Source organism: Synechococcus sp. BO 8801 (assembly GCF_002252675.1).
Classification (GTDB): domain Bacteria; phylum Cyanobacteriota; class Cyanobacteriia; order PCC-6307; family Cyanobiaceae; genus Cyanobium.
This window is the reverse complement of record NZ_NQKY01000003.1, coordinates 115,451-141,892: the sequence shown is the minus strand read 5'-3', so window position 1 is coordinate 141,892 and position 26,442 is coordinate 115,451. Positions and strand designations below refer to the sequence as shown.

Sequence of the window (26,442 nt, the reverse complement as noted above, 5' to 3'; positions counted from 1 at the left end):
ATGGTCCGATCCCGCGCCGCGGTCGCCTGGGCCGCCGGTCAGCCCCTGGAGATCACCGAGATCGATGTGGAGGGCCCCCGGGCCGGTGAGGTGCTCCTGCGTGTAGTGGCCACCGGCGTGTGCCACACCGATGCCTTCACCCTCTCCGGCGCCGACCCCGAAGGGATCTTCCCGGCGGTGCTCGGCCACGAGGGCGGGGCGGTGGTGGTGGAGGTGGGCCCGGGCGTCACCTCGGTGACCGTTGGCGACCACGTGATTCCCCTCTACACGCCCGAGTGCCGCTCCTGCCGCTTCTGCCTCTCCGGCAAAACGAACCTCTGCCAGGCGATCCGCGGCACCCAGGGCAAGGGCCTGATGCCCGACGGCAGCAGCCGCTTCTCCCGGAACGGCGAACGGATCTTCCACTACATGGGCACCTCCACCTTCTCCGAGTACACGGTGGTGCCTGAGATCGCGGTCGCGAAGATCGCCCCGGAGGCGCCGCTGGAGAAGGTGTGCCTGCTGGGCTGCGGCGTCACCACCGGCATCGGCGCCGTGATCAACACCGCCAAGGTGGAACCGGGCAGCAGCGTGGCGGTCTTCGGCCTCGGCGGCATCGGTCTGGCGGTGATCATCGGGGCGGTGATGGCCGGGGCGGAGCGGATCATCGGCATCGACACCAACCCCGACAAGTTCGCCATCGCCGGCCAGCTCGGCGCCACTGAGTGCCTCGATCCCAGGGCCTTCGACGCCCCCATCCAGGAGGTGGTGATCGACCGCACCGACGGCGGCGTGGATTACTCCTTCGAGTGCATCGGCAACGTCCAGGTGATGCGCGCCGCCCTGGAGTGCTGCCACAAGGGCTGGGGTGAATCCACGATCATCGGCGTGGCCGGAGCGGGCCAGGAGATCGCCACCCGGCCGTTCCAACTCGTGACCGGGCGGGTGTGGCGGGGCTCCGCCTTCGGCGGGGTGCGTGGACGCACCGAACTGCCCGGGTATGTGGAGCGATTCCAGCAGGGGGAGATCCCCCTCGACACCTTCATCACCCACACCATGGGGCTGGAGGACATCAACCGGGCCTTCGACCTGATGCACGCCGGCCAGAGCATCCGCTCCGTGATCCACTTCTGACCCCCCTGCGACCCCGGAGGTCGGCGTCCCCATGCTCGAGCTGCTCAGCGAGAACCGCAGTTTCGGCGGCCTGCACCGCCGTTACAGGCACCCTTCCTCCGAGCTGAACGGGCCGGCGAATCTGGCGGTGTACCTGCCCCCCCAGGCCCTCGCCGGGGAGCGGGTGCCGGCCCTTTACTGGCTCTCAGGGCTCACCTGCACCGACGAGAACGTGATGCAGAAGGGCGGCGCCCATCGCCTCGCCGCCGAGCTCGGCCTGGCCCTGGTGGCCCCGGACACCAGCCCCAGGGGTGCGGAGGTGCCCACCGACCCCGATGGCGGCTGGGATCTGGGGCAGGGGGCCGGCTTCTACGTCGATGCCACCGAGGCCCCCTGGGACCGCCATTACCGGATGCACGCCTATGTGGCCGAGGAGCTGCCCGATCTGCTGGAAGCGGAGCTGCCCCTGAGCCAGGCCCGCGCCATCAGCGGTCATTCCATGGGGGGCCACGGCGCCCTGGTGACGGCCCTGCGGCACCCGGGCCGCTACCGCTCCGTGTCCGCCTTCGCCCCGATCTGCCACCCCTGCGCCTGTCCCTGGGGCCAGAAGGCCTTCGGGGCCTACCTGGGGGCGGATCCAGCGGCCTGGGCCGCCTGGGATGCCACGCTCCTGCTCGCCTCAGCGGTGGAGCGGCTGCCCCTGCTGGTGGACCAGGGCACGGCCGACCCCTTCCTCGAGACCCAGCTGCGGCCCGCCGACCTGGCGGCGGCGGCGGAGGCGGCGGGCCACCCCCTGCGGCTCCGTTACCAGGAGGGCTACGACCACAGCTACTTCTTCATCGCCAGCTTCATCGACGACCACCTGCGCCACCACGCCGCGGCCCTCAGGGCACCAGGTTGACCAGCTTGCCGGGCACCACGATCACCCGCCGGGGAGGCTGACCCTCAAGCCAGCGCTGGGCCACGTCGCTTTCCAGCGCCAGCTTCTCGAGGGTGGCCGCATCGGCGTCGGCGGGCACCTCGAGGCTGCCGCGCATCTTGCCCTTCACCTGGATCACCAGGGGGATGGTGTCGCGCACCAGTGCCGCCGGATCGACGGCGGGCCAGCGCTGGGCATGGACGCTCGCCCCGGCGCTGATGGGCTGCTCCTCCCCGTGGCCGCAGAGTTTCTGCCAGAGCTCCTCGGCCAGGTGGGGGGCGAACGGCGCCAGCAGGATCAGCAGGGTGGCCAGGGCCTCGGTGGCCACGGCCGGGCCGGCCGCCTCCAGATGGGCAGCCAGGGCGTTGCTGAGCTTCATCAGCTCGGAGACGGCGGTGTTGAGCTGCAGCTCTCCTTCGAGGTCTTCGCTGATGGCGGCGATGGCGGTGTGAACGGCCCGGCGCAGCTCCCTTTCGCCGTCGCTGAGGGAAGCGGCATCCGCCGCCGGATGGGGTGCGTCAGGTGCGGGCAGCCGCAGCCCGCGGCCATGGGCGCCGTCCACCAGGCGCCAGAGGCGCTGCAGGAAGCGGTACTGGCCTTCCACATCGGCGTCGTCCCACTCCAGATCCTTCTCCGGAGGGGCCTTGAACAGGATGAACATGCGGGCCGTGTCGGCCCCGTAGCGGTCGATCACCACCGCCGGATCCACGCCGTTGTGCTTCGACTTGGACATCTTTTCGTAGAACACCTCCAGCACCTCGCCGCTGATCGGATCGCGGGGGTCGCTGGGGTCGGCCACCTGGGCCGGGGCGACGTACTGCCCGGTCTGGGCGTTGCGGTAGGTGATGCCCTGCACCATGCCCTGGGTGAGCAGGCGGGCGAAGGGTTCCGAGAAGCCCAGCAGGCCCCGGTCCCGCAGCACCTTGGTGAAGAAGCGGGAATAGAGCAGGTGCAGGATGGCGTGCTCGATGCCGCCCACGTACTGATCCACGGGCAACCAGCGGTCGACGGCATCGCGGCCAAACGGGCGCTGGTCGTTGTGGGGATCGCTGTAGCGCAGGTAGTACCAGGACGAACACATGAAGGTGTCCATGGTGTCGGTCTCCCGCTTGGCGGGCGCACCGCAGCTCGGGCAGGGCACGTTCACCCACGACGCCAACTTGGCCAGGGGGGTGCCCCCCTTGCCGCTCAGGGGGATGTCGCGGGGCAGTTCCACCGGCAGCTGGTCGTCGGGGACCGGCACCACACCGCAACTGTCGCAGTGGATCACGGGAATGGGGCAACCCCAGTAGCGCTGGCGGGAGATCAGCCAGTCGCGCAGTCGGTACTGCACCCGTCCCTGGCCCCAACCCTGCTCCTCGGCCCAGGCGACGATGGCCGACTTGGCCTCGGTGGTGGTCAGGCCGTCGAAGGAACCGGAGCCGATCAGCACACCGCCTTCGGTCCAGGCCTGGCCTTCGTAGGCGTGGGGGTCGGACCCTTCCGGGATCACCACCCGGAGCACCGGCAGTTCGTACTGCCGGGCGAAGGCGAAGTCGCGCTGGTCGTGGGCCGGCACCCCCATCACGGCACCGGTGCCGTAGTCGGCCAGCACGTAGTCGGCGATCCAGACGGGAATGCGTTCACCGCTGGCGGGGTTGCGGGCCCAGGCGCCGATCGGCACGCCCCGCTTGGGCCGGTCCTCGGCCGTCCGCTCCTGCTCGCTCTGGCGGCTGACCAGATCGCAGAAGGCGGTCACCGAGAGGCGGCAGTCGTCCGTGGTCAGCTCGGCCACCAGGGGGTGGTCCGGAGCCAGCACCACGTAGGTGGCCCCGTGGATCGTGTCGGGTCGGGTGGTGAAGACGGTGATGGCGGCACCGCTCTCCGTGGTGAAGGTCAGCTCGGCCCCGAGGGAGCGGCCGATCCAGTTGGCCTGCATCGTGCGCACCCGCTCCGGCCAGCCCTCCAGGGAAGGCAGATCGTCGAGCAGGGCATCGGCGTAGGCGGTGATCTTCAGAAACCACTGGCGCAGCCGGCGCTTCTCCACCTGGGCACCGGAGCGCCAGGAGCGACCCTCCGCGTCCACCTGCTCATTGGCGAGCACCGTCTGGTCGATCGGGTCCCAGTTGACCGTCGCCTCCTTGCGGTAGGCCAGGCCGGCATCGAGGAACTGCAGGAACAGCCACTGGGTCCAGCGGTAGTAATCGGCGTGGCAGGTGGCCACCTCCCGGTCCCAGTCGATCGAGAGGCCGAGCCGTTTGAGCTGGTCCCGCATCTGGGCGATGTTGCGGTCGGTCCAGTCCCCCGGGTCGACGCCCCGCTCGATGGCGGCGTTCTCCGCCGGCAGTCCGAAGGCGTCCCAACCCATGGGATGGAGCACCTGCCGTCCCCGCAGACGGGCCGCCCGGGCGATCACGTCGGTGATGACGTAATTGCGGACGTGGCCCATGTGGAGGCTCCCCGACGGGTAGGGGAACATCGAGAGGGCGTAGTAGGGCTCGCCGGCGCCGTCCTGCGGCTCGGGGGTGACGTGCAGTCCCAGCTGCTCCCACTGCAGCTGCCAGCGTAGCTCGATCGCTTCGGGCCGGTAGCGGGAAGAGTCAGTCACGGGCCACAGGGAATGGGGGTGATCGTGTCACAGCCCACGGAGAGGCTCAGCTGAGGGCCCGCAGCGAAGCCACGGCGGCCAGGCTGATCAGCAGCAGCGGCGTGCCGGGTTCGGTGCTCATCGCCAGGAAATGGCTGTCCTGCCAGCGGATGATGCCATCGAACTCCTTGCCGGACAGCAGGACGACGTTCACTGGGGTGCGGATGCGGATCAGCTCCTGGACGTGCCGCACACTGGGCAGGGTCGTGTCGAGCCTGGGTCCCCGTTTTTCAAAGAAACTCTGCATAGGATCGACCCCAATCTCCAGGTCTCACGGAACGGTGCTACAGGTGCTCCAATTCAGTAAATACCAGGGTCTTGGAAATGACTTCTTGCTGCTGGACGGCCGCAGCTTAGAGGATCCTGAGGGCCTCTTCGGCCTGACTCCCGACCGGGTGCAGCGGCTCTGCGACCGCCGCTTCGGGGTCGGTGGCGATGGTGTGATCCTCGCCCTGCCGCCGAGGGAGGGCGGTGAGCTGCGGATGCGGATCTTCAACGCCGATGGCACCGAGCCGGAGATGTGCGGCAACGGCATCCGCTGTCTGGCCCGATTCCTGGCGGACAGTGACGGCGACGAGGCTCCCCGCAGCTGGGAGATCGAGACCCTCGCCGGTCGCATCGTGCCGGCCCTTGCTGAGGACGGTCGCATCCGCGTCGACATGGGCCCGCCGTTCCTGACCCCCGAGACCGTGCCCACCACCCTGGCGGTGGGGGAGCAGGGGCTGCCGGTGGGCGAGCTGGAGGTGCTGGGCCAGCGCCTGGCCGTGGCGGCCGCCGGCATGGGCAATCCCCACGCCGTCGTGCCCGTCGCCGACGTGGCGGCGATCGATCTGGAGGGCCTCGGTGCCGCCCTGGAGGTGCATGGGGCCTTCCCGGCCCGCACCAACGTCCACTTCGTCCAGGTGCTCGCTCCCGACCATCTGGTGATGCGGGTCTGGGAGCGGGGGGCGGGGCCCACCCTGGCCTGCGGCACCGGCGCCTGCGCCACCCTGGTGGCCTGCCATCGGCTCGGCCTGGCCGCCCGCCACGCCCGGCTCGACCTGCCCGGGGGGCCCCTGGAGATCCACTGGGACGAAGCCAGCGGCCACGTGTTCATGACCGGTCCGGCCGAGGCGGTGTTTGACGGAGTCGTGGCCCCGTCGCTGTTCGACGAAGACGCCGCCCTCCCTGCCGCCATGGCGGTGGCAGCGCCGTCCAGCGCCCCGGTGGAGAGCGGGAGCGCCCCCCGCGGTGGCGCAGGCGTTGCCGCCATCGATTGCGCCACCGCCTGCGTCAACGGCTGCCTGCGTCCGGAGGCCTGCCCCAGCGCCGAAGCCCGGGCCCGCGTCACGGCCCTGCTGGAGGGGCGCTCCCTCGACGATCTGGTGGCCCTGGCCGGCGAATCCCTGGAATCCCGCACCCGGGGCCGCCTCTCCCGCGATGCCCCCGCCCCCTGAGATCTACCTCGACGCCTGCGCCACCGCCCCTCCGGCGGCGGCGGTCCTGGAGACCATGGCCCGTGCCCACCGTGAGGCCTGGGCCAACCCCTCCAGCCTCCATGGCCACGGCCTGGCGGCGGCGGAGCGCCTGGAGCGTGACCGTCAGGCCCTCGCCGCCCGGCTCGGCTGCGGTGGGGATGAACTGGTGTTCGTTTCCGGGGGGAGCGAGGCGATCCACACCGCCCTGGTCGGCTCCGACGGTCCGCTGGAGCCGGGTCGGGTGCTGCTCTCGGCGGTGGAGCACCCCGCCAGCTATGCCGCCGCCGCCGCCCTGGCGCGCCGGGGTTGGGAGGTGCAGCTCCTGCCCGTGGACCGCCGCGGCGTGGTCGATCTGGAGGACCTGCAGCGCCTGCTGACGCCGCCGACCCGAATGGTGTCGGTCCTCTGGGGCCAGAGCGAGGTGGGAACGCTCCAGCCGATCGAGGCGATCGGTGCCCTCTGCCGCCAGGCCGGGGTGCGGTTCCACGTCGATGCGGTGCAGGTGGTGGGCCACCGCCCGGTCGATTTCAGCCGGCTGCCGGTGGACCTGCTGAGCTGCGCGGCCCACAAGCTGCAGGGCCCCCGCGGCGTGGGGGCCCTGCTGGTGCGGCGCGGGGTCCGGCTTGAGCCCCTGATCGGTGGGGCCCAGGAGGGGGGCCGTCGCGGCGGCACCGAGCCGGCTGGCGGCGCCGACCCCATGGCCTCGCTGCGCGATCCCCTCCTGGCCGACCTGCGTCGCCTGGAGGGCGTGCGGATGAGCGGCCCGGAGCCGGACGACCCCGCCGGGCGCCTGCCGCACCACATCAGCCTGCTGGTGGACGGGCCCGAGGGCCGGCCCCTGGGCGGTCGGCGTCTGGTGCGGGAGCTGGCCCGCCAGGGTTATGCCGTCAGCAGCGGTTCGGCCTGTGCCAGTGCCGGTGGCGCTGCGGGCACGGCCGGCACCAGTGCCGTGCTGCTCGCCATGGGCTATGGCCCCGCCGAGGCGGCCAGCGGCCTGCGGATCAGCCTGGGCCCCTGGCTCACCGCCGCCGATCTGGCCGGCCTGCCGGCGGCCCTGGAGTTGGCCCGGCGCAGGGTGGCGGAAGCGCCTGGGTAGGGTCCGATCAGCCCTGCCGCCAGCCGATGCTGCCCGCCGACCTGCGCACCGCCGAAGCCGAAGCCCTCCAGGCCCTCCAGGCGGCCCTGGCGGCCGGATCGGGGGGACGTTGGACCGTGGAGTTCCGCTTCGAAGGACTGCGCCTGATGCCGGTGGTGCTGCGTCTGCTGGAGGGGCTGATCGCGGAGCGACCAGGGGTGCGGCTGCTGTTTCCGGATGCCGGTGCCACCGCTCTGGCCCGACGGGATGCTCCGGCCCTGGCCGAGCACATCGGCAGCTTTTCCGACCAGCGGCGGCGCCAGCAGGAGGAACCCTCCAGCGGCGTGCTGCTGCTGGTGGGGGCGAGCCAGGCCGAATACGAGCTGGTGGAGGCGGTGTGCGGCCGCCACAGCGACGCCGTGGTGCTCGTCAATCCCGCCCTGGAGGATGCCGCCGTGGGCATCGGCAGCGTGGCGCGCCAGCGTCGCCGGGGCTTCCTGGCCGGCTGGCGGGCCGCCTATGCCCTGCTGCCCAAGGCCGACCGCGCCCTGCGCTGCGCCTACCCCGGCGAATGGGAGCTCTACCGGCTCGACCACGACGGCTTCCGGCTGGCGGGCAGTTTCGAGCAGAAGCCCGATGCGGAGCAGCAGGACCTGGCCCTCAGCGGCCGCGAGGAGGCCGGTCTGGGCAGCAACCTGCGGGCCCTGGGCCAGATGATCGAGGACCTGCAGAACTGAGACGCCGGTCCGGGAGGACCCCGACCGGGGCGGCTGGTGCATCCCGGAAAGGCTGCGTACACTTCGCGGGCTTTCCCATGCCCATGCCCAGCGAATCGCCCCGGTCCCGTTCCTTCAGCCTCGTCGACGTCGGCGCCGCCGTCGCCGCCCTGCTGGCGATCGGGGGCGTGATCTGGAGCCCCCGGCTCAGCGGGGCCGTGGCCCAGGCCACCGGCGCCCTCGAGCCCGTCACCGTGATGGTGGACGTGCGCGGTGCCCCTGCTGCTTCACCCGTGCAACTGCTGCAGCAGGCCCGCGCCGAGGGCAAGGTGGCCATCGTGATCCGCAACCAGCCCCACGGCAGCGTGGCGGTCAAGGAGATCGTCCCCTTCGACCGGATCATCTCCACCCTCACCCCCGACGGGAAGGTGGTGAGCGCCCCCGATCCCAACCAGAAGACCTTCAGCACCTTCGATGGACGTTTCGTGCTGGAGGGCCAGGGGCGGCGCACCGCCGGTGGTGTCGTCTTCGGCAACCAGACCATCAAGATCGGCGCCCCGGTCGAGTTGGAAGGCACCAACTACCGCTTCAACGGCACCGTCACGGACCTGAAACTCGGAACCTCCTGACATGACTGCGTCCGCCCGCCCCGGCCACCGCCTCCCCTGCACCGTCCAGCACCGCCTCCGCCGCCCCCTGAGGCTGGCGACCCTGCTGCTGGTCGTCGGCGGCACCTCCCCGGCGGGCCTGGCGGCGTGGGCCCAGACCGAGCCGGCCCTCCCCTCGGCCCGCAGCCAGCGACCTTTGCCAATGGCGGCCCTGCCGGTGGCTCCCCCCCCGGTGGGCATGCCGCGGCTGGCCACCGAAATCACCTGCCCCAGCCTGCAGCGCCAGGTCGCCCTGGTGCTGGGCGACGAGCGTTCCCGCTGGAGCGTCAGCGTCGCCGACGGCAGCGGCCGGCTTCTGGCCGACGTCAACGGGCGCCAGCCCCGGGTGCCGGCTTCCAACCAGAAGCTGGTGAGCAGCGCCTTCGCCCTCGATCGCCTCGGCCCCGACTACCGGCTCACCACCCAGCTGTGGCGGCTCCAGGACGGCACCCTGCGGCTCACGGGGCAGGGGGATCCCGACCTGGCCCTGCCCCAGCTGCAGCGTTTCGCCCAGCTGGCCATGGCCGCCGGGGCCAGCTCCCCGGTGGGAGGCGGTCCGGTCCGCCTGGAACTGGCGGAGGAAGCCTCCCAGAACTGGTGGCCCAGCGGCTGGCATGTGGCCGACCGGGCCTACGCCTACGGCGCCCCGATCACCCGCCTGGCGATCACCAGCAATGCCATCGACGATGCGGTGAGCAATCCCCCCTCCCGGCTCCAGACGCTGCTGCGTCGAGCCATGAACCAGGGCGGCGGCTCGCCCCTGCAGCTGACCCTGGTGTCCGCCCGCCAGCCCCTGCCCGCCGACGCCGTGCTGATCCACGAGGAGCCCTCCACCTCGATGCACGGCCTGATGAGCCTGGCCAACACCGAAAGCCACAACTTCACCGCCGAAGTGCTGCTGCGCCAGGCGGCCGGCACCTGGGACGTGGCCGAGGCCAGCCGCCTGAACACCCTCTGGCTGGTCGAACAGGGCCTGCCCATGGAGGGGGTCCGGGTGGCGGACGGCAGTGGCCTCGACCGCGCCAACCGGGTCACCAGCCGCTTCCTGGTGGCCCTGCTGCTGCGCATGGACCACCACCCCTACTCCCGGGACTACATCAGTTCCATGGCCATCGCCGGGCGCCGCGGCACCCTGCGCAACCTTTACAAGGGGACCAGCCTCGATGGCCGGTTCTTCGCCAAGACCGGCACCCTCACGGGGGTGCGCTCGATCAGCGGCGTTCTGCAGACGGCGGACGGGCCCCGTTACGTCAGTGCCGTGTCCGCCGGGGCAGGGGCTCCGAACACCACGATCGGCCGGGTCCTGCGGGAGGTGCAGGCCGTGGGGGCCTGCCCTTCTCCGATCTGAGGCGGCTCCGAGGCGAACGCCTCAGCTGGCCAGCCCCCGGCTGGCGGCACGGCGCAGACGGCCGGCGGCGCGACGGGCCCGGTCGACGGCGGCGTTCTCCAAAGGAATGGGGGCTTCGGGGGGACGGCTGGCGGCCTGGGTCTCCTGGGACTGCAGCCGCACCAGCTCCCGCCGGCCGCCGAGCACCACCTGGCTGAGCTCCTTGAGACGCACCTCCAGTTCCCCGAGCACCTGCTCGGCGTAACGGTTGGCGCCCTCCTGGATGGCGGCCGATTCCTGACGGGTGCGGGCGATCAGGGCATCGCACTGCTGCTGGGTCTGCTGACGGAACTGCAGGGCGTCGGCGTGGAGACGCTCCGCCTCCGCCTGGCTTTCCCGCTGGACCCGCAGACCCTCCTGGCGGATGCCCTCCAGTTCCTGCAGAGCCTGGGCCCGGCTGCGTTCGTGCTGCTCGACCAGCTGGCGGTTGCGCTCCGCCGCCTCCTGCTCCAGCTGCTGGCGCCGCTGCTGGGCCTCCTGCTCCAGCTGCTGCCGGCGGCCGGCGAACTGCTGCTCGAACTGGGCCATGCGGGCCTGGTGTTCCTGTTCCGTCTGGGCCACCTGCTGGCGGGCCTGCAGAACCATCTGCTCGCACTGCTGACGGGCCAGTTCCCGCTGTTCCGTCACCTGGCGCTCCGCCTCCTGGCGGATGGCGGCGGCGTTGATCAGCTGCTCCCGCTCGCGCCGCGCCTGGGTGACGATCTCCTCGGCCTGCACCCGGGCCTTCTCGATGAAGCCCTCCCGCTGCCGGATCAGGTCCTCCGCCTGGGAGATCTGGCCGGGCAGGGCCTCCCGGAGCGCATCCATCATCTCGATGGCGTCCTGCTCGTTCACCAGACGGCCGCCGCTGAAGGGGATCCGGCTGCCGTCGAGAACGATGTCCTCCAGCTGATCCAGCTGATCGAGGACGGTGAAACGGACCTCAGCCATATCGGGTTCCGGGAGCTGCCTGTCGATTAAAGAGCCTCTCCAGGTCGATCGCCACTCCCGGCGGGACCATATGACCCACGTCCCCGCCGAATCGGGCCACCTCCTTCACGACCGAGCTGCTGAGAAAGCTGTGGTGGGCTGCGGTGGCCATGAACAGGGTCTCGACCCTGGGGGCCAGGGTCCGGTTGGTGTGTGCGATCTGCAACTCGAACTCGAAGTCGCTCATCGCCCGCAGGCCCCGCAGGATCACCTGGGCGCCGCAGGCCTGGGCGTAGGTCACGGTGAGGCCGTCGAAGTGGCCCACCTCGATGCCGGCGATCCCCTCGGTGGCCAGGCGGATCTGCTCCAGCCGCCGCTCCAGGGGGAAGGCGGGCTGCTTGGAGGGGTTCATCAGCACCGCCACCACAACCCCGTCGAAGAGGCCGGCCGCCCGCTCGATCAGGTCGAGGTGGCCCAGGGTGAGGGGATCGAAACTGCCGGGATAGAGGGCTCGCATCCGACCAGCCTATGGAGACGGGCCCATGGCAGGTTCCCGACCCGGGCGGGTTCCTAGAGTCCAGCGATCCCTTCCGCCCACCCCATGACCGACGTTGCCCTGGACGCGGCCGCCAAGAAGACCCTGCTGCGCAAGATCCCCCACGGTGTGTTCATCTGCGGGGTGGCCGAGGGTGAGGAGGTCAACGGCTTCACCGCCAGCTGGGTCACCCAGGGCTCCTTCGAGCCTCCCCTGGTGGTGATGGCGGTGCGCGCCGACTCCACCAGCAACGGCATGATCCAGCGCAGCGGGCGCTTCTGCCTGAACGTGCTGGCGGCCGATCAGAAGGACCTGGCGGCGGTGTTCTTCAAGCCCCAGAAAGGCGTGGGGGGACGGTTCGATGCCGCCCCGTTCCACCTGGGGCCCCTCGGCCTGCCGGTGCTCGACGACGCCCTCGGGGCGGTGGAGTGCACGCTGGTGGGGCAGGTGGCCCACGGCGACCACACCGTCTTCGTGGGGGAGGTGAAGTCGGCGACCCTGCACCGCGACGCCGCCCCCCTGGAGCTGTCCGCCACGGGCTGGCAGTACGGCGGTTGAGGCCGGGCCATGGCTGAGCCGGGCGGCGATGTGGTCGGACCGCTGCTGCTCCAGCGCGAGCGGCTGTCGGCCCGGCTGCGGGAGCTGCCGGCGGAGCCGGGCTGTTACCTGATGCGGGATGCCAGCGACCGCATCCTCTACATCGGCAAGTCGAAGAGCCTGCGGGCCCGGGTGCGCAGCTACTTCCGCGACTCCCACGACATCAGTCCGCGCATCGCCCTGATGGTGCGCCAGGTCTGCGAGATCGAGTTCATCGTCACCGACAGCGAGGCGGAGGCGCTGGCGCTCGAGTCGAACCTGATCAAGAACCACCAGCCCCACTTCAACGTCCTGCTCAAGGACGACAAGAAGTACCCCTACCTCTGCATCACCTGGAGCGAGGCCTACCCGCGCATCTTCATCACCCGCCGCCGCCGGCTGCGCAGTCCCCTCGACCGCTTCTACGGGCCCTACGTGGACGTGGGCCTGTTGCGCCGCACCCTGGCCGTGGTCAAGCGGGTGTTTCCGCTGCGCCAGCGTCCCCAGCCCCTCTACCGCGACCGCACCTGCCTCAACTTCGACATCGGCCGCTGTCCGGGGGTCTGCCAGGAGAAGATCGGCTCCGACGACTACCACCGGATCCTGCGCAAGGTGGCGATGGTGTTCCAGGGCCGCAACGACGAGCTCCTGGATCTGCTGCGGCAGCAGATGGAGCGCTACGCCGAGCGGCTCGATTTCGAGGCCGCCGCCCGGGTCCGCGACCAGCTGCAAGGCCTCGACCTGCTCACCGCCGACCAGAAGATGAGCCTGGGGGACAGCTCCGTCAGCCGGGATGTGATCGCCCTGGCGGCCGATGATCGCGTGGCGGCCGTGCAGATCTTCCAGATGCGTGCCGGCAAGCTGGTCGGGCGTCTGGGATACACCGCCGATGCGGCCATCGCCACCCCGGCGGAGGTGCTGCAGCGGGTGATCGAGGAGCACTACAGCCAGGTGGAGCCGGTGGAGATTCCGCCGGAGCTGCTGCTGCAGCACCCCCTGCCCGCCCAGGATCTGATCAGCGACTGGCTGGCGGAGCGGCGGGGACGCAAGGTGCGTCTGGCCGTGCCCCAGCGGCGCCAGAAGGCGGATCTGATCGAGCTGGTGGAGCGCAACGCCGGTTTCGAGCTGGCCCGGGCCCAGCGGGGGGCGGAGCAGCAGTTGCTGGCCACCGAGGACCTGGCCCAGCTGCTGGAGCTGCCGGTGCCCCCCCGGCGAATCGAGGGCTACGACATCAGCCACATCCAGGGCAGCGATGCGGTGGCCTCCCAGGTGGTGTTCATCGACGGCCTGCCGGCCAAGCAGCACTACCGCAAATACCGGATCCAGAGCAGCAGCATCCGCGCCGGCCATTCCGACGACTTCATGGCCATGGCGGAGATCATGCGGCGGCGTTTCCGCCGCTGGTCCCAGGCGAAGGCGGAGGGGGCCGACCTGGCCGCCCTGCGCCGCGCCGGCGCCTCGGCCCTGCACACCGATGGCCTCAGCGACTGGCCGGACGTGGTGATGATCGACGGCGGCAAGGGCCAGCTGTCGGCGGTGATGGAGGCCTTGCGGGAGCTGGATCTGCACGAGGAACTGACGGTGTGTTCCCTGGCGAAGCAGCGGGAGGAGGTGTTCCTGCCCGGCGCCCGCGAGCCCCTCGACACCGAGGCCGACCAGCTGGGGGTGGTGCTGCTGCGGCGGCTGCGGGATGAGGCCCACCGCTTCGCCGTCAGCTTCCACCGCCAGCAGCGGGGTGAGCGGATGAAGCGCTCCCGCCTCAGCGACATCGCCGGTCTGGGTCCGAAGCGGGTCAAGGACCTGCTGGCCCACTTCCGCTCCATCGACGCCATCCAGCTGGCCAGCCCCGAGCAGATCGCGGCCGTCCCCGGCATGGGGCCGGCCCTGGCTCGCCAGGTGTGGGAGCACTTTCACCCCCCCATGGACACGGCCGACGCTGCCGAGGCCCGCCACGGGGAACCCCTGGAGCTGGCGGGATGAGGCCAGCCGTGCGGGCCTGGGGTCTGGGGGGTTGGGCTGGCCTGCTGCTGGCCCTGCTGCTGCTGGCGTTTGTCCCGGCGCCGGTGGCGGCGGCTCCGGGGCTCTGCGTCGGTCCGGTCTGCGGCGACGAGATCAGCCGCAGCGCCAAGCACCACTGGCAGCTGAGGCTCCGGGTCAGCGACCAGGAGAGCCGGCGGGAGCGGATCGTGGTGGATTGCCGCGATGGCGGCATCAGCCCGCGGCAGGGCCCCGTGGACCGGGCCTACAGCGCCGCCGTGGCCCGCCGCTGCTGCCGCCTGGTGGGGGAAGGCTGAGCCCGGCCCACCCGATGGCGATGAACCGCAGCACGGCGACTAACTTGGCGGTCCGTCGCCCATCGCCCTCCCCCGGGCCCTGACATGACGCTGCCGCTGTCCCTGCCCCTGACCCTGGCTGTGACCTTGCCCCCCGAGGCCTACCTCTGGTTCAAGACCCTCCACATCGTCGGGGTCGTGGTCTGGTTCGCCGGCCTGTTCTACCTGGTGCGCCTGTTCATCTACCACCGGGAGGCCGCCGAGCTGGAGCCGTCCCTGCGCCAGGCTTTCGAGGAGCAGTACGGCCTGATGGAGCGGCGCCTGGCCAACATCATCACCACCCCCGGCATGGTGGTGGCCGTGGCGATGGCGGTGGGCCTGCTGCTGGTGGAGCCCCTCTGGCTGAAGCAGGCCTGGATGCACGCCAAGCTGGCCGTCGTGGCGGGCCTGCTCGTCTACCACCACCTCTGCTACCGGCTGATGGGGCAGCTGCAGCGCGGTGAGTGCAACTGGAGCGGCCGCCAGCTGCGGGCCCTCAACGAACTGCCCACCCTGATGCTGGTGCTGGTGGTGATGCTGGTGGTCTTCAAGAACCAGTTCCCCACCGGTGCCGCCACCTGGTTCCTGGTGGCCCTGGTGGTGTTCATGGCCGCCTCGATCCAGTTCTATGCCCGCTGGCGGCGGCTGCGCGCCGAACGGCTGGCCCAGCAGGAGAGTGGCGGTGCTGCGGCCTGAGGCTCTCGCCCATCCCCTCACCCCGGTGTTGCGCCAGGTGCGGGCCGACAGCTGCCCGGAGCGGTTCAACTTCCACTGCCACACGATCTGCAGCGACGGCAGCCTCCACCCCGACGATCTGGCGGCCGAAGCGGTGGCCATCGGCCTGGAACACCTGGCCGTGACCGACCACCACGGCCTCGCCGCCCATGGCGCCATCAGCGCCGCCCTGGACGACCACCGCCGGCGGGGGGCAGCCACGCCGACCCTCTGGCGCGGGGTGGAGATCAGCTGTCTGCTGGAGGGCTGCCTGGTCCATGTGCTGGGGCTGGGCTTCGCCGCGGAGCACCCCTCCCTCCACCCCTACCTGCAGGGCACCTCGGTGGTGGGGCCGGCCCTGCGGGCCGAGGCGGTGGTGGCGGCGATCCGCGCGGCCGGGGGCCTGGTGCTGCTGGCCCACCCCGCCCGCTACCGGCTGCCCCACCAGCGCCTGATCGCGGCAGCGGCGGATCTGGGCTTCGATGGCGCCGAGGTCTGGTACGACTACGCCATGCAGAGCCGCTGGCAGCCCACGCCGCTGGTGTGCGAGGCGATGGCCGCCGATCTTGAGCGCCGGGGCCTTCTGATGAGTTGTGGTACGGATACCCATGGGCTGGTGCTCCGCGGCCGCTAGGGTTTGCTGACACGTTTCTCCTTGCGTCGATGGGCCTGCTCGATCGTCTGTTCGGTTCCCGTGCTGCCTCGGTGACCAAGCCTGAGGCTGCCGCCAAGGCCAAACCCAAGGCCGAGACCTTCTTCCTCGATCCCGAGGCCTCCACCAGCCTGGGCGATGTCAAGTTCATGAAGCGGTCCAACACGATCCGCCACACCTTCCCCGGCAACGCCGACAGCCCGGGTGAGAAGGAGATGGTGGCGGAGGTCGCCTCGATGGAGGCCCGGGTCGAGAAGATGACCCCCGGTCTGGCCGGCATCCAGCCCACCGAGAAGGGCGCGGTCAACCTCACCGGCGGCATCCCCAAGCCCGTCAAGAAAACCTTTGCTCAGCAGATGAGCGCCGCCGAACTGGGTCAACGCATCAAAGGCGCGGCCGTGACCCCCACCAACTTGCCGGGAGGTCCGGCGGCGGCCAAGCAGAAGAAGGAGGCCGAAGCCCAGGCCCAGCCGGCCAGCTCCCAGCAGGCGGCCAAGCCCGGCACCACCGATCCCTTCCGCTCCATGGTGAGGGATCTGGAGCTCTGATCCCGCTGGCGCCGGGAGCCTGGTTCAGCGCTGCTCCACCAGGCTCTCGCTCTCCAGCACCAGCTGCCGCAGCCGCTCCAGCCGCTCCGGATCGGCCCCGTCCCAGAGGCCGCGGTGGTGCGCCTCCAGGAGCCGTTCGGCCATGTCCCGCAGGGCCCAGGGGTTGGCGCGCCCCAGAAACTCCAGCACGGCCCCGTCCTCCAGCCAGGCGGCGCTGATGGCGCCGTAGCCCCAGTCGGGGACCCGCCCGGTGCTGGCGTCGTAGGCGAACAGATAATCGAGGCTGGCGGCCATCTCGAAGCCCCCCTTGTAGCCGTGCTCCTGCATGGCGGCGATCCAGCGGGGGTTGAGCAGCCGGGAGCGCAGCACCTTGTCGAATTCCCGCTCGAGCCGGTGCAGCCGGGGCCGCTGGCTGCGGGAGTGGTCGCCGAACCAGAGGGCCGGGGCCCGTCCCTGGAGCTTTTCAGCGGCGGCGCTCAGGCCCCCCTGGAACTGGTAGTAGTCGTCGGAATCGAGCAGGTCGTGCTCCCGGTTGTCCTGGTTGTGCAGCACCACCTGCACCTGGGCCAGGCGCCGTTCCAGGCCGGCCCGATCCGCCGTGGCCTCGATGGCGCCACCACTGGCGGCATCGCCAGGATCACCGTCGTAGCGCCAGGCGCTCCAGTTGAGGAAGGCGTCGCCGAGGTCGCCGCGCTCCTCCCAGTGGCCACTGTCGATCAGGCCCTGCAGCCCGGCCCCGTAGGCGCCGGGCGCTGAGCCGTAGATGCGACCCCCATGGCCCTCCTGCCGGGCCGAGGCCGCCAGGGGGTTGTCTTCGGGGGCCTCTTCGAGGCCGGCCACCAGGCGGGTGGCCCGGTTGAACCAGCCCACCAGCTGGGGGAAGGCATCGCGGAACAGGCCGGAGATGCGCAGGGTGACGTCCACCCGCGGCCGGCCGAGCAGGCGCAGGGGGATCACCTCCACGTCCACCAGCCGGCGGGTGGGGCCATCCCAGACGGGCCGCACCCCCATCAGGGCCAGGGCCTGGCCGATGTCCTCGCCGCCGTTGCGCATCGTGGCGGTCCCCCAGACCGAGAGGGCCAGGGTGCGCAGGTCGTCGCCCTCCTCCTGGAGATGGAGCTGCAGCAGCAGCTCGGCGCTGCGCCGCCCCAGGTCCCAGGCGGCCTCCGTCGGCAGGCCGCGCAGATCGACGCTGTAGAAGTTGCGCCCCGTCGGCAGCAGATCCGGCCGACCGCGGGTGGGCGCCCCCGAGGGCCCGGCGGCGATGCGGCCGCCGGCCAGGCCGGTGAGCAGGGCCTGGCGCTCCGCCTCGCCGCAGGCCAGCAGGGGCGGCAGCAGGGCACGGCGCAGGTGGCCAAGGGCGCGTTGGGTAGCCGCCCCCGCCCCCGGTCCCTCGGGCGTCTCCGGTGAAGCCGTCGGTGTTCCGGGGGCTCCACCCAGCACCTCCTCCACCAGGTCCAGGGCGAGGGCCTCCAGAAAGGCCACCCCGTCGCCGATGTGACGCAGCACGGGACCACTCGCCCTGAGGAGGCTGAGCCGCCCGTGGTCGCCGGCGGAGAGGGGGGCCTCCTCGGGATCGGACCAGGGGTCCAGATCCAGCCCCAGATCGAGGGCGAGGGCCTGGGTGAGCCCGGGCACCCCCGCCTGGGGAGGGCGGGCCAGGCACAGCAGCAGCTCGGCCAGCTTGGCCGGCGGCGGCAGGGTGCCGAAGGTGTGCAGCCCAAGGCGGATCTGGGCCTCCTTCAGCTCACAGAGGTAGCCGTCAGCGGCTTCCAGCTGGCCGTCCAGATCCGGCAGGGCCGTGGCGGGCAGCTGGAGCTCCTCCAGCCGCTGGCCGAGGCGCTCCCGCAGCAGCGGGGCCCGGGCGCTGCCCAGCTGGCGCGCCTCCCAGTACTCATCCAGCAGGGCCTCAAGGCCCTGCAGATCCCCATGCAGCCCGGCCCGTCCCAGGGGCGGGGTCAGGTGGTCGAGGATCACGGCCTGGGCGCGGCGCTTGGCCTGGCTGCCCTCGCCCGGGTCGTTGACGATGAAGGGATAGAGATGGGGCAGGGGCCCCAGGGCCCATTCGGGGAAGCAGTCCTGCGACAGCCCCAGCCCCTTGCCCGGCAGCCATTCCAGGTTGCCGTGCTTGCCCACATGCACCACCACCTGGGCGCCGAAGCTCTGGCGCAGCCAGAGGTACTGGGCCAGGTAGGCATGGGTGGGGGGCAGATCGGGACTGTGGTAACTGAGGCTGGGATCGCGGTCGTAGCCGCGCTCCGGCTGGATGAGCACGAGCACCCGGCCGAAGCGCAGCCCGCGCACCGGGAACGCCCGGCCGGTGCTCCCATCCGCCAGAGCCACCGGTTCCAGTCCCGCGTCAGTGTCGGGCGGCCCCCAGACCGCCTCCAGCCGCTGGCGCCCCTCCAACGGCAGGGTGGCGTACCAGGCCCGGTAGGTGTCCAGGGGCAGGTGGTCGAGGGGCGGGCGATGGCCGCTTTCCGGGTCGTTGCTGCGGCCCTCCAGCAGCCGGTGGATGAGGGCATCGCCATCGGCCGGCAGAGCAGCCGACGCCCCCAGGTCGTAGCCGGCCTCCGCCAGCCAGCCGAGCATCAGGGCGGCACTGGCCGGGGTGTCGAGGCCGACGCCGTTGGCCAGGCGGCTGTTGCGGTTGGGGTAGTTGGCCAGCACCAGGGCCACCCGACGCCCGGCGGCCGGCGTGCGGCGCAGGTCGATCCAGGCGCCGGTGAGGCGGGCGACCCAGTCGAGGCGCTCCCGGTCGGGCACATAGCGGTGCAGGGCCGTGGCCAGGCTGTCGCTGGTGGCGCTCCATTCCTTGAAGGCCCCCACCCGGGTGGTGAGGCGTCCGTCAAGCTCCGGCAGGGCCACCTGGAGGCTGAGGTCCATCGGTGCCAGGCCGATGCTGCTGGCGCGCCAGGCTTCGCGGCTGCGGCCGCTGCAGAGCACCTGCAGCACCGGCACCCCCAACCGTTCCCACAGGGGCGCCCCCAGCCCCGCCTCCTCGAACGACACCGAGGCGAAGCCCGTGCCGCAGAGCACGGCCTCCGCCCCCTCCCGGGCCAGCAGATCGGCCACCCCCCGCTGCACGGCCCCATCGCGCAGGCTGCTCACCCACAAGGCCCGCGGCGCCAGACCCTGGCCGCGCAGGGCCGCCAGCAGCGCCTCCATCAGGGCCAGATCCCCCGCCTGCCAGAGGGCCCGGTAGAGGATCACCCCCACCCGCGCGCCGGGCTCGTCGCGCCAGTCATGGGGGAGGGGATCGGCGGCCGGTACGGGCCACGGCGGCTCGGGATGCACCCCGGCCAGCAGGGCGGCCAGGGTGCGCAGCAGCAGGCGCAGGTTGGCCGGGCCCCCCTCCCGCAGGCAGGCCGCGCAGGCCGACGCCAGGGGCCCATCGAGGTTGCCGAGGCAGGCCAGGGCCTGCTCCTCCTCGGCGGTGCCGGCCAGCACAAGCAGCTGGCGGCCTGCCGCGGCGCCGGCCCACTGGCGCAGGCACTCCAGCCCATAGCTCCAGTGGCCGCGTCCCCCCAGCAGCCGCACCACCACCAGCCTGGTGCTGGCGAGGCTGCTGGCCACGTAGTGGTCGATCACCGCCGGGTGCTGCAGGGCCGAGAGGTTGAGGGCCCGCAGCTCCCCGGGCAGCAGGTCCGGCTCGGCCTCGAGCAGCTGGGCCACCGCCAGCAGGTCCGTGTCGGCACTGCTGAGCAGCACCACCGGGGCCGGTGGCTGCTCCACGAAGAGGCCGCCGTCGTCCTCCGTCCTGTCCCCGGCGATGGACGCGAGTCGATGCATCACCCCATCCTGCCGAACGCGATGAGAAGATCGCATCGTCGCCACCGCCTTCCATGCACCAGTTCCTGCCCTATGCCTGGTTCGGCGGACAATGCGTCCCCTTTGCCGAGGCCACCCTCTCGGTGGCCACCCATGCGCTGCATTACGGCACGGGCGCCTTCGGCGGCATGCGAGCCCTCCCCAACCCCGCCGACAACAACGAGATCCTGCTGTTCCGTGCCGATCGCCATGCCCGTCGCCTCAGCCAGAGCGCCCGGCTGCTGCTGACGGAACTGCCGGAGGAGACGATCCATAACGCCATCCATGCCTTTCTGCAGGCCAACCGGCCCACCTGCCCGATCTACCTGCGGCCGTTCGTCTACACCAGCGATCTCGGCATCGCCCCGCGGCTGCACAACATCCAGACCGACTTCCTCATCTACGGGATCGAGATGGGCGACTATCTCTCCCCCGAGGGTGTCAGCTGCCGGATCAGCAGCTGGTGCCGCCAGGAGGACCGCTCCCTGCCCCTGAGGGGCAAGATCAGCGGCGCCTACATCACCAGTTCGCTGGCCAAGACGGAAGCCGTCAAGAGCGGCTTCGATGAGGCCCTGCTGCTCAACAGCCGCGGCAAGGTGAGCGAGGCCAGTGGCATGAACCTGTTCATCGTCCGGGACGGCGTGCTGATCACCCCGGGGGTCGATCAGGACATCCTCGAAGGCATCACCCGGGCCAGCATCATGGAGCTGGCACGCTCGATGGACATCCCCGTGCTCGAGCGGGCCGTCGACAAGACCGAACTGATGATCGCCGACGAGGTGTTCCTCAGCGGCACCGCCGCCCGCGTCACCCCGGTGCGCCGGATCGAATCCACCGACCTCTCCAGCCACCGGCCCGTGATGGAGCGTCTGCGCGACCGCCTCACGGCGATCACGGAGGGCCGCGATCCCTCCTATGACCACTGGGTCACCCGCATCCGCATCGACGCCTGATGGTCGTCACCGCCGCCATCCACCACCCCACTGACCGCATCGGCTTCCTCGACTGGCTGCACGGTCCGACCCGGCCGGTGCTCGTCTTCGACGGCGCCACGGGCACCTCCCTGCAGGAGATGAACCTGACGGCGGAGGATTTCGGTGGTGCGGCCCTGGAGGGCTGCAACGAGAACCTGGTGTTCACCCGGCCCGATGCGGTCCAGGCGGTGCACCGCCAGTTCCTGGAGGTGGGTTGCGACGTGATCGAGACGGACACCTTCGGGGCCGCCTCGATCGTGCTGGCCGAATACGGACTGGAGGACCAGGCCTTCGCCATCAACCGCCGGGCCGCCGAACTGGCCCGCGAGATGGCCGCCGCCTACAGCACCCCCGACAAGCCCCGGTTCGTGGCCGGCTCGATGGGGCCCACCACCAAGCTGCCCACCCTCGGCCACATCGACTTCGACACGATGAAGGCCTCGTTCCGGGAGCAGGCCGCCGGCCTGATCGCCGGGGACGTCGACCTGTTCATCGTCGAGACCTGCCAGGACGTGCTGCAGATCAAGGCGGCCCTGCAGGGCATCGAGGAGGCCTTTAGCGCCGCAGGAGAGCGGCGGCCCCTGATGGTCTCGGTGACCATGGAAACCACCGGCACCATGCTGGTCGGCTCCGACATCGCCGCCGTGGTGGCGATCCTGGAGCCGTTCCCGATCGACGTGCTCGGCCTCAACTGCGCCACCGGCCCGGAGCAGATGAAGGAGCACATCCGCTATCTGAGCCAGCACAGTCCCTTCGTGGTGAGCTGCATCCCCAACGCGGGGCTGCCGGAGAACATCGGCGGGGTGGCCCACTACCGGCTCACCCCCACCGAGATGCGGATGCAGCTGATGCACTTCGTCGAGGATCTCGGGGTCCAGGTGATCGGTGGCTGCTGCGGCACCACCCCCGCCCATATCGGCGCCCTGGCGGACCTCGCCGCTGGCCTGAAGCCCGCCCCCCGCGAGGTGCGGCAGCCCCGGCAGCGGCTGGAGCGGCCGCCGCTCCACTACGAGCCGGCGGTGGCCTCGATCTATGGCGTCACCCCCTACTTCCAGGACAACTCCTTCCTGATCATCGGCGAGCGGCTCAATGCCAGCGGCTCCAAGAAGGTGCGCGAGCTGCTCAACGCCGAGGACTGGGATGGCCTGGTGGCAGTGGCCCGGGGCCAGGTGAAGGAGAACGCCCACGTGCTCGATGTGAACGTCGACTACGTGGGGCGCGATGGGGTGAAGGACATGCACGATCTGGTGAGCCGGCTGGTCACCAACGTGAACCTGCCGCTGATGCTCGATTCCACCGAGTGGCAGAAGATGGAGGCGGGCCTCAAGGTGGCCGGAGGTAAATGCATCCTCAATTCCACCAACTACGAGGACGGCGACGAGCGCTTCTTCAAGGTGCTCGAACTGGCCCGTGACTACGGCGCCGGCGTGGTGGTGGGCACGATCGACGAGGAGGGCATGGCCCGCACCGCCGATCGCAAGTTCGCCATCGCCCAGCGGGCCTACCGGGATGCGCTCGAGTTCGGCCTGCCGGCCCACGAGATCTTCTACGACCCGCTCGCCCTGCCCATCTCCACCGGCATCGAGGAGGACCGGGCCAACGCGGCGGCCACGATCGAGGCCATCCGCCGCATCCGCCAGGATCTTCCCGGCGTGCATGTGGTGCTGGGGGTCAGCAACGTCAGCTTCGGGCTGTCCCCGGCCGCCCGCATCGTGCTCAACTCGGTGTTCCTGCACGACTGCTGCGCCGCCGGCATGGATGCGGCGATCGTCAGCCCGGCGAAGATTCTCCCCCTGGCGAAGATCAGCGAGGAGCATCAGCTGATCTGCCGCGATCTGATCCACGACCGGCGGCGGTTCGAGGACGGCATCTGTGTCCACGATCCCCTCACCCTGCTGACCACCGAGTTTGAGGGCGTCAGCGCCAAGGAGGCCCGGGCCTCAGGGCCTTCGCTGGCCGATCTGCCCCTGGAGGAGCGGCTCAAGCAGCACATCATCGACGGGGAGCGCATCGGCCTGGAAGCTGCCCTGCAGGAGGCCCTGGCGGAGCATCCACCGCTGAAGATCATCAACACCTTCCTGCTGGATGGCATGAAGGTGGTGGGCGAACTGTTCGGCTCGGGCCAGATGCAGCTGCCCTTCGTGCTGCAGAGCGCCGAAACCATGAAGGCGGCCGTCGCCTTTCTCGAGCCGCACATGGAGCGCAAGGAAGGTGAATCCAGCAGCAAGGGCAAGTTCCTGATCGCCACCGTCAAGGGGGACGTTCACGACATCGGCAAAAACCTGGTGGACATCATCCTCACCAACAATGGCTATGAGGTGGTGAATCTGGGCATCAAGCAGAGCGTCGACGCGATTGTTGAGGCCCAGCGCCAGCACGGGGCCGACTGCATCGCCATGAGCGGCCTGCTGGTGAAATCCACCGCCTTCATGAAGGACAACCTTGAAACCTTCAATGACGTCGGCATCTCCGTACCCGTCATCCTCGGCGGGGCGGCGCTGACGCCGCGGTTCGTCAACGGCGACTGCCGCGCGGCCTACCGGGGCCAGGTGATCTACGGCCGGGACGCCTTCGCCGACCTGCGCTTCATGGACGCCCTGATGGACGCCAAGGCGGCCGGCCGCTGGGACGACCTCCAGGGTTTCCTCGACGGCGCTCCCGAGGGCCTGGGGCTGGGCGAGAACGCAGCTTCCGCGACGCCCGCCGATTCGGGCGAGGCGCACGCCGAGCCTGGGGAGACTCCGGCACCGGTCGAGCCTGTGGCGGCGGGCAGCGACGAGCGCTCCGCGGCGGTGCCGGCCGAGCCGGCCATCGCGCCCCCGTTCTGGGGCACCCGGGTGCTCACCGAGGCGGAGATCGACCTCGACGAGGTGTTCGCCTACCTGGATCGCAACGCCCTCTTCGCCGGCCAGTGGCAGCTGCGCAAGACCCAGCAGCAGAGCCGGGAGGACTACGAGGCCATGCTCGCCGAGAAGGCGGAGCCGGTGCTGCAGGAATGGCTCGGACGCTGCCGCCAGGAGGGTCTGCTCACCCCCCGGGTGGCCTATGGCTACTTCCCCTGCGGCCGCGCCGGCAACTCCCTGGTGGTGTTCGATCCCGGAGCGATGGCCGATGGGGCAGCGCCCGCCAGCGGCGGCGGCGAGCTGGGGCGCTTCGCCCTGCCGCGCCAGCGCAGCGGCAACCGCTACTGCATCACCGACTTCTACCGCGACCTGGAGCCGGGCCCGGACGGCGCCCTGAGGCCGACGGATGTGCTGCCCATGCAGGCGGTCACCATGGGCGAGGGGGCCACCAGCTTCGCCCAGGAGCTCTTCCGGGCCGACCGCTACAGCGACTACCTCTATTTCCATGGCCTGGCGGTCCAGATGGCCGAGGCCCTGGCCGAATGGACCCACGCCCGCATCCGCCGGGAGATGGGGTTCGCCGCCGGCGAGCCGGCCGCCCTGCGGGACGTGCTGGCCCAGCGCTACCGGGGCAGCCGCTACTCCTTCGGCTACCCCGCCTGCCCCAATGTGGCCGACTCCCGCCAGCAGCTCGCCTGGCTGGGCACCGACCGCATCGGCCTGACGATGGACGAAAGCGACCAGCTGGAGCCGGAGCAGAGCACCACCGCCCTGGTGGCCCTGCACAGCCAGGCCAGGTATTTCAGCGCCTGAGGCCCGCCCCCCGGCCATGGCAGGCTTTGCTCACCCTTCGCATCCCTGGCCATGGCCATCGCAGGACCCGGCGGCGTTGATGACGCCATCGCCGCGGGCGTGGATCTGGACGGCTCCCCGATCCCGGCCGCCATGCTTGCCCTCTACGGCGAAGTGATGGAACTGGAGAGCCGCCGGGCCCGCAGCGGGGTGAAGAAGTCGATGCGCAACCGCATCGTCCGCACCGGAGCCAAGCATCTCGATCGGCTCACCCTCGACCAGCGCCTGCGGGAAGCCGGCTGGGAGGGCCTCAAGGACAAGGAGATCGCCTTCTTCTACGGCTGAGCCCTCCCGACGGACCCAGCGCCGGAGGGGCTCAGCTGCAGAGCTCCTCCAGGCTGTCGATCACGTCCTGCTGGAAGGCATCGAGAGCGTCGGAGTCGCTCAGGTCGATCCCCTCACCGGCGGCGTTCTGGGTGAGCTCCTGGAAGTGGAAGGCACCCTCGCCATGGGCCAGAAACTCCATGGCGGAGGGCTCACCGCTTTCCTTGTAGGCGTCGCAGAGGGCCAGGAAGGCCGCATCCTCGGTGAAATCCCAGCTCATGAAGGGGGTCGTGCTGAAAGACCTTTAACCCCTCTCCCCCGGAATTCGTCAACCTCCTGGGGGCAAATTGTGCCAGTCCTCCGTCAGACTCTCCCCGTTCCTGCACCGCCCCGGCCTTGGTCGCCTCCCCCCTGCAGCCCCCTGCCGAAAGCCGCAATGTGCTGGGAGAACCACTGCAGGAGTGTGGGTGTGCGCCGCTCACCGGTTGGTTCAGGGATGGCTACTGCCATGCCGATCCCGGTGATTTCGGCCGCCACACGGTCTGCTGCGTGGTGAACGAGTCGTTTCTGAGCTACAGCCGCGCCCAGGGCAACGACCTCTCGACCCCGATGCCCGCCTACAACTTCCCCGGCCTGCGCCCCGGCGACCACTGGTGCGTCTGCGCCGCCCGCTGGCTGGAGGCCTATGAGGACGGCATGGCCCCGCCGGTGCGGCTGGAGAGCTGCGCCTTCTCGACCCTCGAGGTGATTCCCCTGGAGGTCCTGCGCAGCCACGCCGCCTGAGCGGCGCCCGGTATCCCCCGCCTCACCAGGGCACCGGCGAGCCGTCCCAGGCGAGGAAGGCACCGCTGCCGCCGGCCGTCTGGCCCTCCAGCACATCGAGCAGGTGAGAGGCGGCCCGCTCCGGGCTGAACAGGGCCGTGGGAGGCACGGAGCGGCCGAAGGGGGCCGAGAGCGTGGTGGCGGTGGTGCCGGGATGGAGCAGGGTCACGCAGGCCAAAGGGAGCCGGCGCTGCCATTCGATCGCCAGGGTGCGCAAGAGCTGGTTCTGGGCCGCCTTGGCCGCCCGATAGGCGTACCAGCCGCCGAGGCGGTTGTCGCCGATGCTGCCCACCCGGGCCGAAAGGCTGGCGAAATGCACCGGGAGGTCCCTTGGCAGGGCGGCTTCGATCGCCTGGGCCAGCAGCAGGGGGCCGAAGGCGTTGACGGCGAAGCTGCGCTCCAGGGCCTGGCGGTTCACCTGGGAGAGGCGCTTCTCCGGCTGCAGGGGGCCGTCGTGCAGCAGCCCGGCGGTGTTGATGACGACCCGGAGGGGCGCGAGCTCACCGGCGGCACGGGCAGCCAGCGCGGCAAGACTCGGGTCATCGGCGAGATCGAGCGGGATCTCCGCCCCACGGCGGCCGGCGGTGCGGATCCGCAGCCCGGGTGCCCGCCGGGCCAGCTCGGCCGCCAGCGCCAGGCCGATGCCCCCCGGGCCCACGATCAGGGCCTGACCGTCCCAGTCCTGCCAGTAGGGGTTGGTGGGGGTCGGCAT

General features: G+C 70.9%; 24 protein-coding genes. 17 read left to right on the top strand and 7 right to left on the bottom strand.

The features are described from left to right. Both CJZ86_RS03705 and fghA read left to right on the top strand, forming a co-directional pair. The gene (locus tag CJZ86_RS03705; RefSeq protein WP_094584587.1) at window positions 1-1,113 is read left to right on the top strand and encodes an S-(hydroxymethyl)glutathione dehydrogenase/class III alcohol dehydrogenase; all 1,113 of its coding nucleotides are present in this window, start codon (window positions 1-3) and stop codon (window positions 1,111-1,113) included. A 31-nt stretch (window positions 1,114-1,144) separates the two neighbouring features. Next, window positions 1,145-1,993: an S-formylglutathione hydrolase gene (fghA, locus tag CJZ86_RS03700; RefSeq protein WP_094584586.1), complete on the top strand. Its 849-nt coding sequence runs from the start codon at window positions 1,145-1,147 to the stop codon at window positions 1,991-1,993. Here fghA and leuS read toward each other — a convergent pair. Next, window positions 1,977-4,598, bottom strand: coding sequence for a leucine--tRNA ligase (leuS, locus tag CJZ86_RS03695; protein WP_094584585.1), 2,622 nt, complete (start codon window positions 4,596-4,598; stop codon window positions 1,977-1,979). The two genes, fghA and leuS, sit on opposite strands and share 17 nt — an antisense overlap. A gap of 46 nt (window positions 4,599-4,644) precedes the next feature. Then, complete coding sequence (locus CJZ86_RS03690) at window positions 4,645-4,884, bottom strand: Hfq-related RNA-binding protein (protein WP_094584584.1); 240 nt, start codon at window positions 4,882-4,884, stop codon at window positions 4,645-4,647. Between the two features lie 85 nt (window positions 4,885-4,969). Between CJZ86_RS03690 and dapF the strand changes: the two genes are divergently transcribed. The 5 genes from dapF to CJZ86_RS03665 all read left to right on the top strand — a co-directional run bounded on the left by dapF (window position 4,970) and on the right by CJZ86_RS03665 (window position 9,880). Beyond that, complete coding sequence (gene dapF, locus CJZ86_RS03685) at window positions 4,970-6,073, top strand: diaminopimelate epimerase (protein ID WP_502690415.1); 1,104 nt, start codon at window positions 4,970-4,972, stop codon at window positions 6,071-6,073. Then, a complete protein-coding gene (locus CJZ86_RS03680) occupies window positions 6,057-7,190 on the top strand; it encodes a cysteine desulfurase family protein (RefSeq protein WP_094584582.1) in 1,134 nt (377 codons plus the stop codon). Before dapF ends, CJZ86_RS03680 begins: the two co-directional genes overlap by 17 nt. Window positions 7,191-7,216: 26 nt before the next feature. Beyond that, a complete protein-coding gene (locus CJZ86_RS03675) occupies window positions 7,217-7,906 on the top strand; it encodes a DUF1995 family protein (RefSeq protein WP_094584581.1) in 690 nt (229 codons plus the stop codon). 77 nt (window positions 7,907-7,983) lie between these two features. Beyond that, entirely contained in the window at window positions 7,984-8,514 is a 531-nt protein-coding gene (locus CJZ86_RS03670) for a DUF4330 domain-containing protein (protein ID WP_094584580.1), read from the top strand. 1 nt (window position 8,515) lies between these two features. Further along, window positions 8,516-9,880, top strand: coding sequence for a D-alanyl-D-alanine carboxypeptidase/D-alanyl-D-alanine-endopeptidase (locus CJZ86_RS03665; protein WP_094584579.1), 1,365 nt, complete (start codon window positions 8,516-8,518; stop codon window positions 9,878-9,880). 21 nt (window positions 9,881-9,901) lie between these two features. Here the strand turns inward: CJZ86_RS03665 and CJZ86_RS03660 are convergent, their stop codons facing one another. Next, a complete protein-coding gene (locus CJZ86_RS03660; RefSeq protein ID WP_094584578.1) occupies window positions 9,902-10,849 on the bottom strand; it encodes a coiled-coil domain-containing protein in 948 nt (315 codons plus the stop codon). Continuing rightward, window positions 10,842-11,345, bottom strand: a complete 504-nt coding sequence (gene coaD / locus CJZ86_RS03655; RefSeq protein WP_094584577.1) for a pantetheine-phosphate adenylyltransferase — start codon at window positions 11,343-11,345, stop codon at window positions 10,842-10,844. The genes CJZ86_RS03660 and coaD overlap by 8 nt, the downstream gene beginning before the upstream one ends. A gap of 84 nt (window positions 11,346-11,429) precedes the next feature. Between coaD and CJZ86_RS03650 the strand changes: the two genes are divergently transcribed. The 6 genes from CJZ86_RS03650 to CJZ86_RS03625 all read left to right on the top strand — a co-directional run bounded on the left by CJZ86_RS03650 (window position 11,430) and on the right by CJZ86_RS03625 (window position 16,165). Next, window positions 11,430-11,921 (top strand): flavin reductase family protein, encoded by a 492-nt coding sequence (locus CJZ86_RS03650; protein ID WP_094584576.1) that lies wholly within the window; start codon window positions 11,430-11,432, stop codon window positions 11,919-11,921. Window positions 11,922-11,930: 9 nt separating this feature from the next. Beyond that, window positions 11,931-13,919 carry an excinuclease ABC subunit UvrC gene (gene uvrC / locus CJZ86_RS03645; RefSeq protein ID WP_094584575.1) on the top strand — a complete coding sequence of 663 codons (1,989 nt, stop codon included), beginning with the start codon at window positions 11,931-11,933 and terminating at the stop codon, window positions 13,917-13,919. Further along, on the top strand, window positions 13,916-14,233 hold the full coding sequence (locus tag CJZ86_RS03640; protein ID WP_094584574.1) for a hypothetical protein: 318 nt from the start codon (window positions 13,916-13,918) through the stop codon (window positions 14,231-14,233). The genes uvrC and CJZ86_RS03640 overlap by 4 nt, the downstream gene beginning before the upstream one ends. Window positions 14,234-14,317: 84 nt before the next feature. Then, window positions 14,318-14,947 carry a protoporphyrinogen oxidase HemJ gene (hemJ, locus tag CJZ86_RS03635; protein ID WP_233133820.1) on the top strand — a complete coding sequence of 210 codons (630 nt, stop codon included), beginning with the start codon at window positions 14,318-14,320 and terminating at the stop codon, window positions 14,945-14,947. Then, on the top strand, window positions 14,934-15,599 hold the full coding sequence (locus CJZ86_RS03630) for a PHP domain-containing protein (protein ID WP_094584729.1): 666 nt from the start codon (window positions 14,934-14,936) through the stop codon (window positions 15,597-15,599). The genes hemJ and CJZ86_RS03630 overlap by 14 nt, the downstream gene beginning before the upstream one ends. Window positions 15,600-15,670: 71 nt before the next feature. Beyond that, on the top strand, window positions 15,671-16,165 hold the full coding sequence (locus CJZ86_RS03625; RefSeq protein WP_353615208.1) for a hypothetical protein: 495 nt from the start codon (window positions 15,671-15,673) through the stop codon (window positions 16,163-16,165). 24 nt (window positions 16,166-16,189) lie between these two features. Here CJZ86_RS03625 and cobN read toward each other — a convergent pair whose 3' ends face one another. Beyond that, entirely contained in the window at window positions 16,190-19,957 is a 3,768-nt protein-coding gene (cobN, locus tag CJZ86_RS03620; protein WP_094584572.1) for a cobaltochelatase subunit CobN, read from the bottom strand. Window positions 19,958-20,010: 53 nt separating this feature from the next. Between cobN and CJZ86_RS03615 the strand changes: the two genes are divergently transcribed. The 3 genes from CJZ86_RS03615 to CJZ86_RS03605 are packed head-to-tail and all read left to right on the top strand — an operon-like array spanning window position 20,011 to window position 24,929. Further along, on the top strand, window positions 20,011-20,928 hold the full coding sequence (locus CJZ86_RS03615) for a branched-chain amino acid transaminase (RefSeq protein WP_094584571.1): 918 nt from the start codon (window positions 20,011-20,013) through the stop codon (window positions 20,926-20,928). Continuing rightward, entirely contained in the window at window positions 20,928-24,605 is a 3,678-nt protein-coding gene (metH, locus tag CJZ86_RS03610) for a methionine synthase (RefSeq protein ID WP_094584570.1), read from the top strand. Before CJZ86_RS03615 ends, metH begins: the two co-directional genes overlap by 1 nt. 51 nt (window positions 24,606-24,656) lie before the next feature. After that, window positions 24,657-24,929, top strand: a complete 273-nt coding sequence (locus CJZ86_RS03605) for a small RNA NsiR4-regulated ssr1528 family protein (protein ID WP_094584569.1) — start codon at window positions 24,657-24,659, stop codon at window positions 24,927-24,929. Window positions 24,930-24,960: 31 nt separating this feature from the next. On the opposite strand, the gene CJZ86_RS03600 is transcribed toward CJZ86_RS03605, so the two are convergent. Next, window positions 24,961-25,188 (bottom strand): DUF8667 family protein, encoded by a 228-nt coding sequence (locus CJZ86_RS03600; RefSeq protein ID WP_015108208.1) that lies wholly within the window; start codon window positions 25,186-25,188, stop codon window positions 24,961-24,963. Window positions 25,189-25,304: 116 nt separating this feature from the next. Here CJZ86_RS03600 and CJZ86_RS03595 point away from each other — a divergent pair, with 116 nt between their 5' ends. After that, window positions 25,305-25,691 carry a DUF2237 family protein gene (locus tag CJZ86_RS03595; protein ID WP_094584568.1) on the top strand — a complete coding sequence of 129 codons (387 nt, stop codon included), beginning with the start codon at window positions 25,305-25,307 and terminating at the stop codon, window positions 25,689-25,691. Between the two features lie 22 nt (window positions 25,692-25,713). Here the strand turns inward: CJZ86_RS03595 and CJZ86_RS03590 are convergent, their stop codons facing one another. After that, entirely contained in the window at window positions 25,714-26,442 is a 729-nt protein-coding gene (locus CJZ86_RS03590; RefSeq protein WP_094584567.1) for an SDR family NAD(P)-dependent oxidoreductase, read from the bottom strand.

Coding starts and splice junctions, on each gene's coding strand:
- CJZ86_RS03705 (WP_094584587.1), top strand. CDS start 1: ATGGTCCGATCCCGCGCCGCGGTCGCCTGGGCCGCCGGTCAGCCCCTG.
- fghA (WP_094584586.1), top strand. CDS start 1,145: ATGCTCGAGCTGCTCAGCGAGAACCGCAGTTTCGGCGGCCTGCACCGC.
- CJZ86_RS03690 (WP_094584584.1), bottom strand. CDS start 4,884: ATGCAGAGTTTCTTTGAAAAACGGGGACCCAGGCTCGACACGACCCTG.
- CJZ86_RS03680 (WP_094584582.1), top strand. CDS start 6,057: ATGCCCCCGCCCCCTGAGATCTACCTCGACGCCTGCGCCACCGCCCCT.
- CJZ86_RS03675 (WP_094584581.1), top strand. CDS start 7,217: ATGCTGCCCGCCGACCTGCGCACCGCCGAAGCCGAAGCCCTCCAGGCC.
- CJZ86_RS03670 (WP_094584580.1), top strand. CDS start 7,984: ATGCCCATGCCCAGCGAATCGCCCCGGTCCCGTTCCTTCAGCCTCGTC.
- CJZ86_RS03665 (WP_094584579.1), top strand. CDS start 8,516: ATGACTGCGTCCGCCCGCCCCGGCCACCGCCTCCCCTGCACCGTCCAG.
- CJZ86_RS03660 (WP_094584578.1), bottom strand. CDS start 10,849: ATGGCTGAGGTCCGTTTCACCGTCCTCGATCAGCTGGATCAGCTGGAG.
- coaD (WP_094584577.1), bottom strand. CDS start 11,345: ATGCGAGCCCTCTATCCCGGCAGTTTCGATCCCCTCACCCTGGGCCAC.
- CJZ86_RS03650 (WP_094584576.1), top strand. CDS start 11,430: ATGACCGACGTTGCCCTGGACGCGGCCGCCAAGAAGACCCTGCTGCGC.
- uvrC (WP_094584575.1), top strand. CDS start 11,931: ATGGCTGAGCCGGGCGGCGATGTGGTCGGACCGCTGCTGCTCCAGCGC.
- CJZ86_RS03640 (WP_094584574.1), top strand. CDS start 13,916: ATGAGGCCAGCCGTGCGGGCCTGGGGTCTGGGGGGTTGGGCTGGCCTG.
- hemJ (WP_233133820.1), top strand. CDS start 14,318: ATGACGCTGCCGCTGTCCCTGCCCCTGACCCTGGCTGTGACCTTGCCC.
- cobN (WP_094584572.1), bottom strand. CDS start 19,957: ATGCATCGACTCGCGTCCATCGCCGGGGACAGGACGGAGGACGACGGC.
- CJZ86_RS03615 (WP_094584571.1), top strand. CDS start 20,011: ATGCACCAGTTCCTGCCCTATGCCTGGTTCGGCGGACAATGCGTCCCC.
- metH (WP_094584570.1), top strand. CDS start 20,928: ATGGTCGTCACCGCCGCCATCCACCACCCCACTGACCGCATCGGCTTC.
- CJZ86_RS03605 (WP_094584569.1), top strand. CDS start 24,657: ATGGCCATCGCAGGACCCGGCGGCGTTGATGACGCCATCGCCGCGGGC.
- CJZ86_RS03600 (WP_015108208.1), bottom strand. CDS start 25,188: ATGAGCTGGGATTTCACCGAGGATGCGGCCTTCCTGGCCCTCTGCGAC.
- CJZ86_RS03590 (WP_094584567.1), bottom strand. CDS start 26,442: ATGCCGACCCCCACCAACCCCTACTGGCAGGACTGGGACGGTCAGGCC.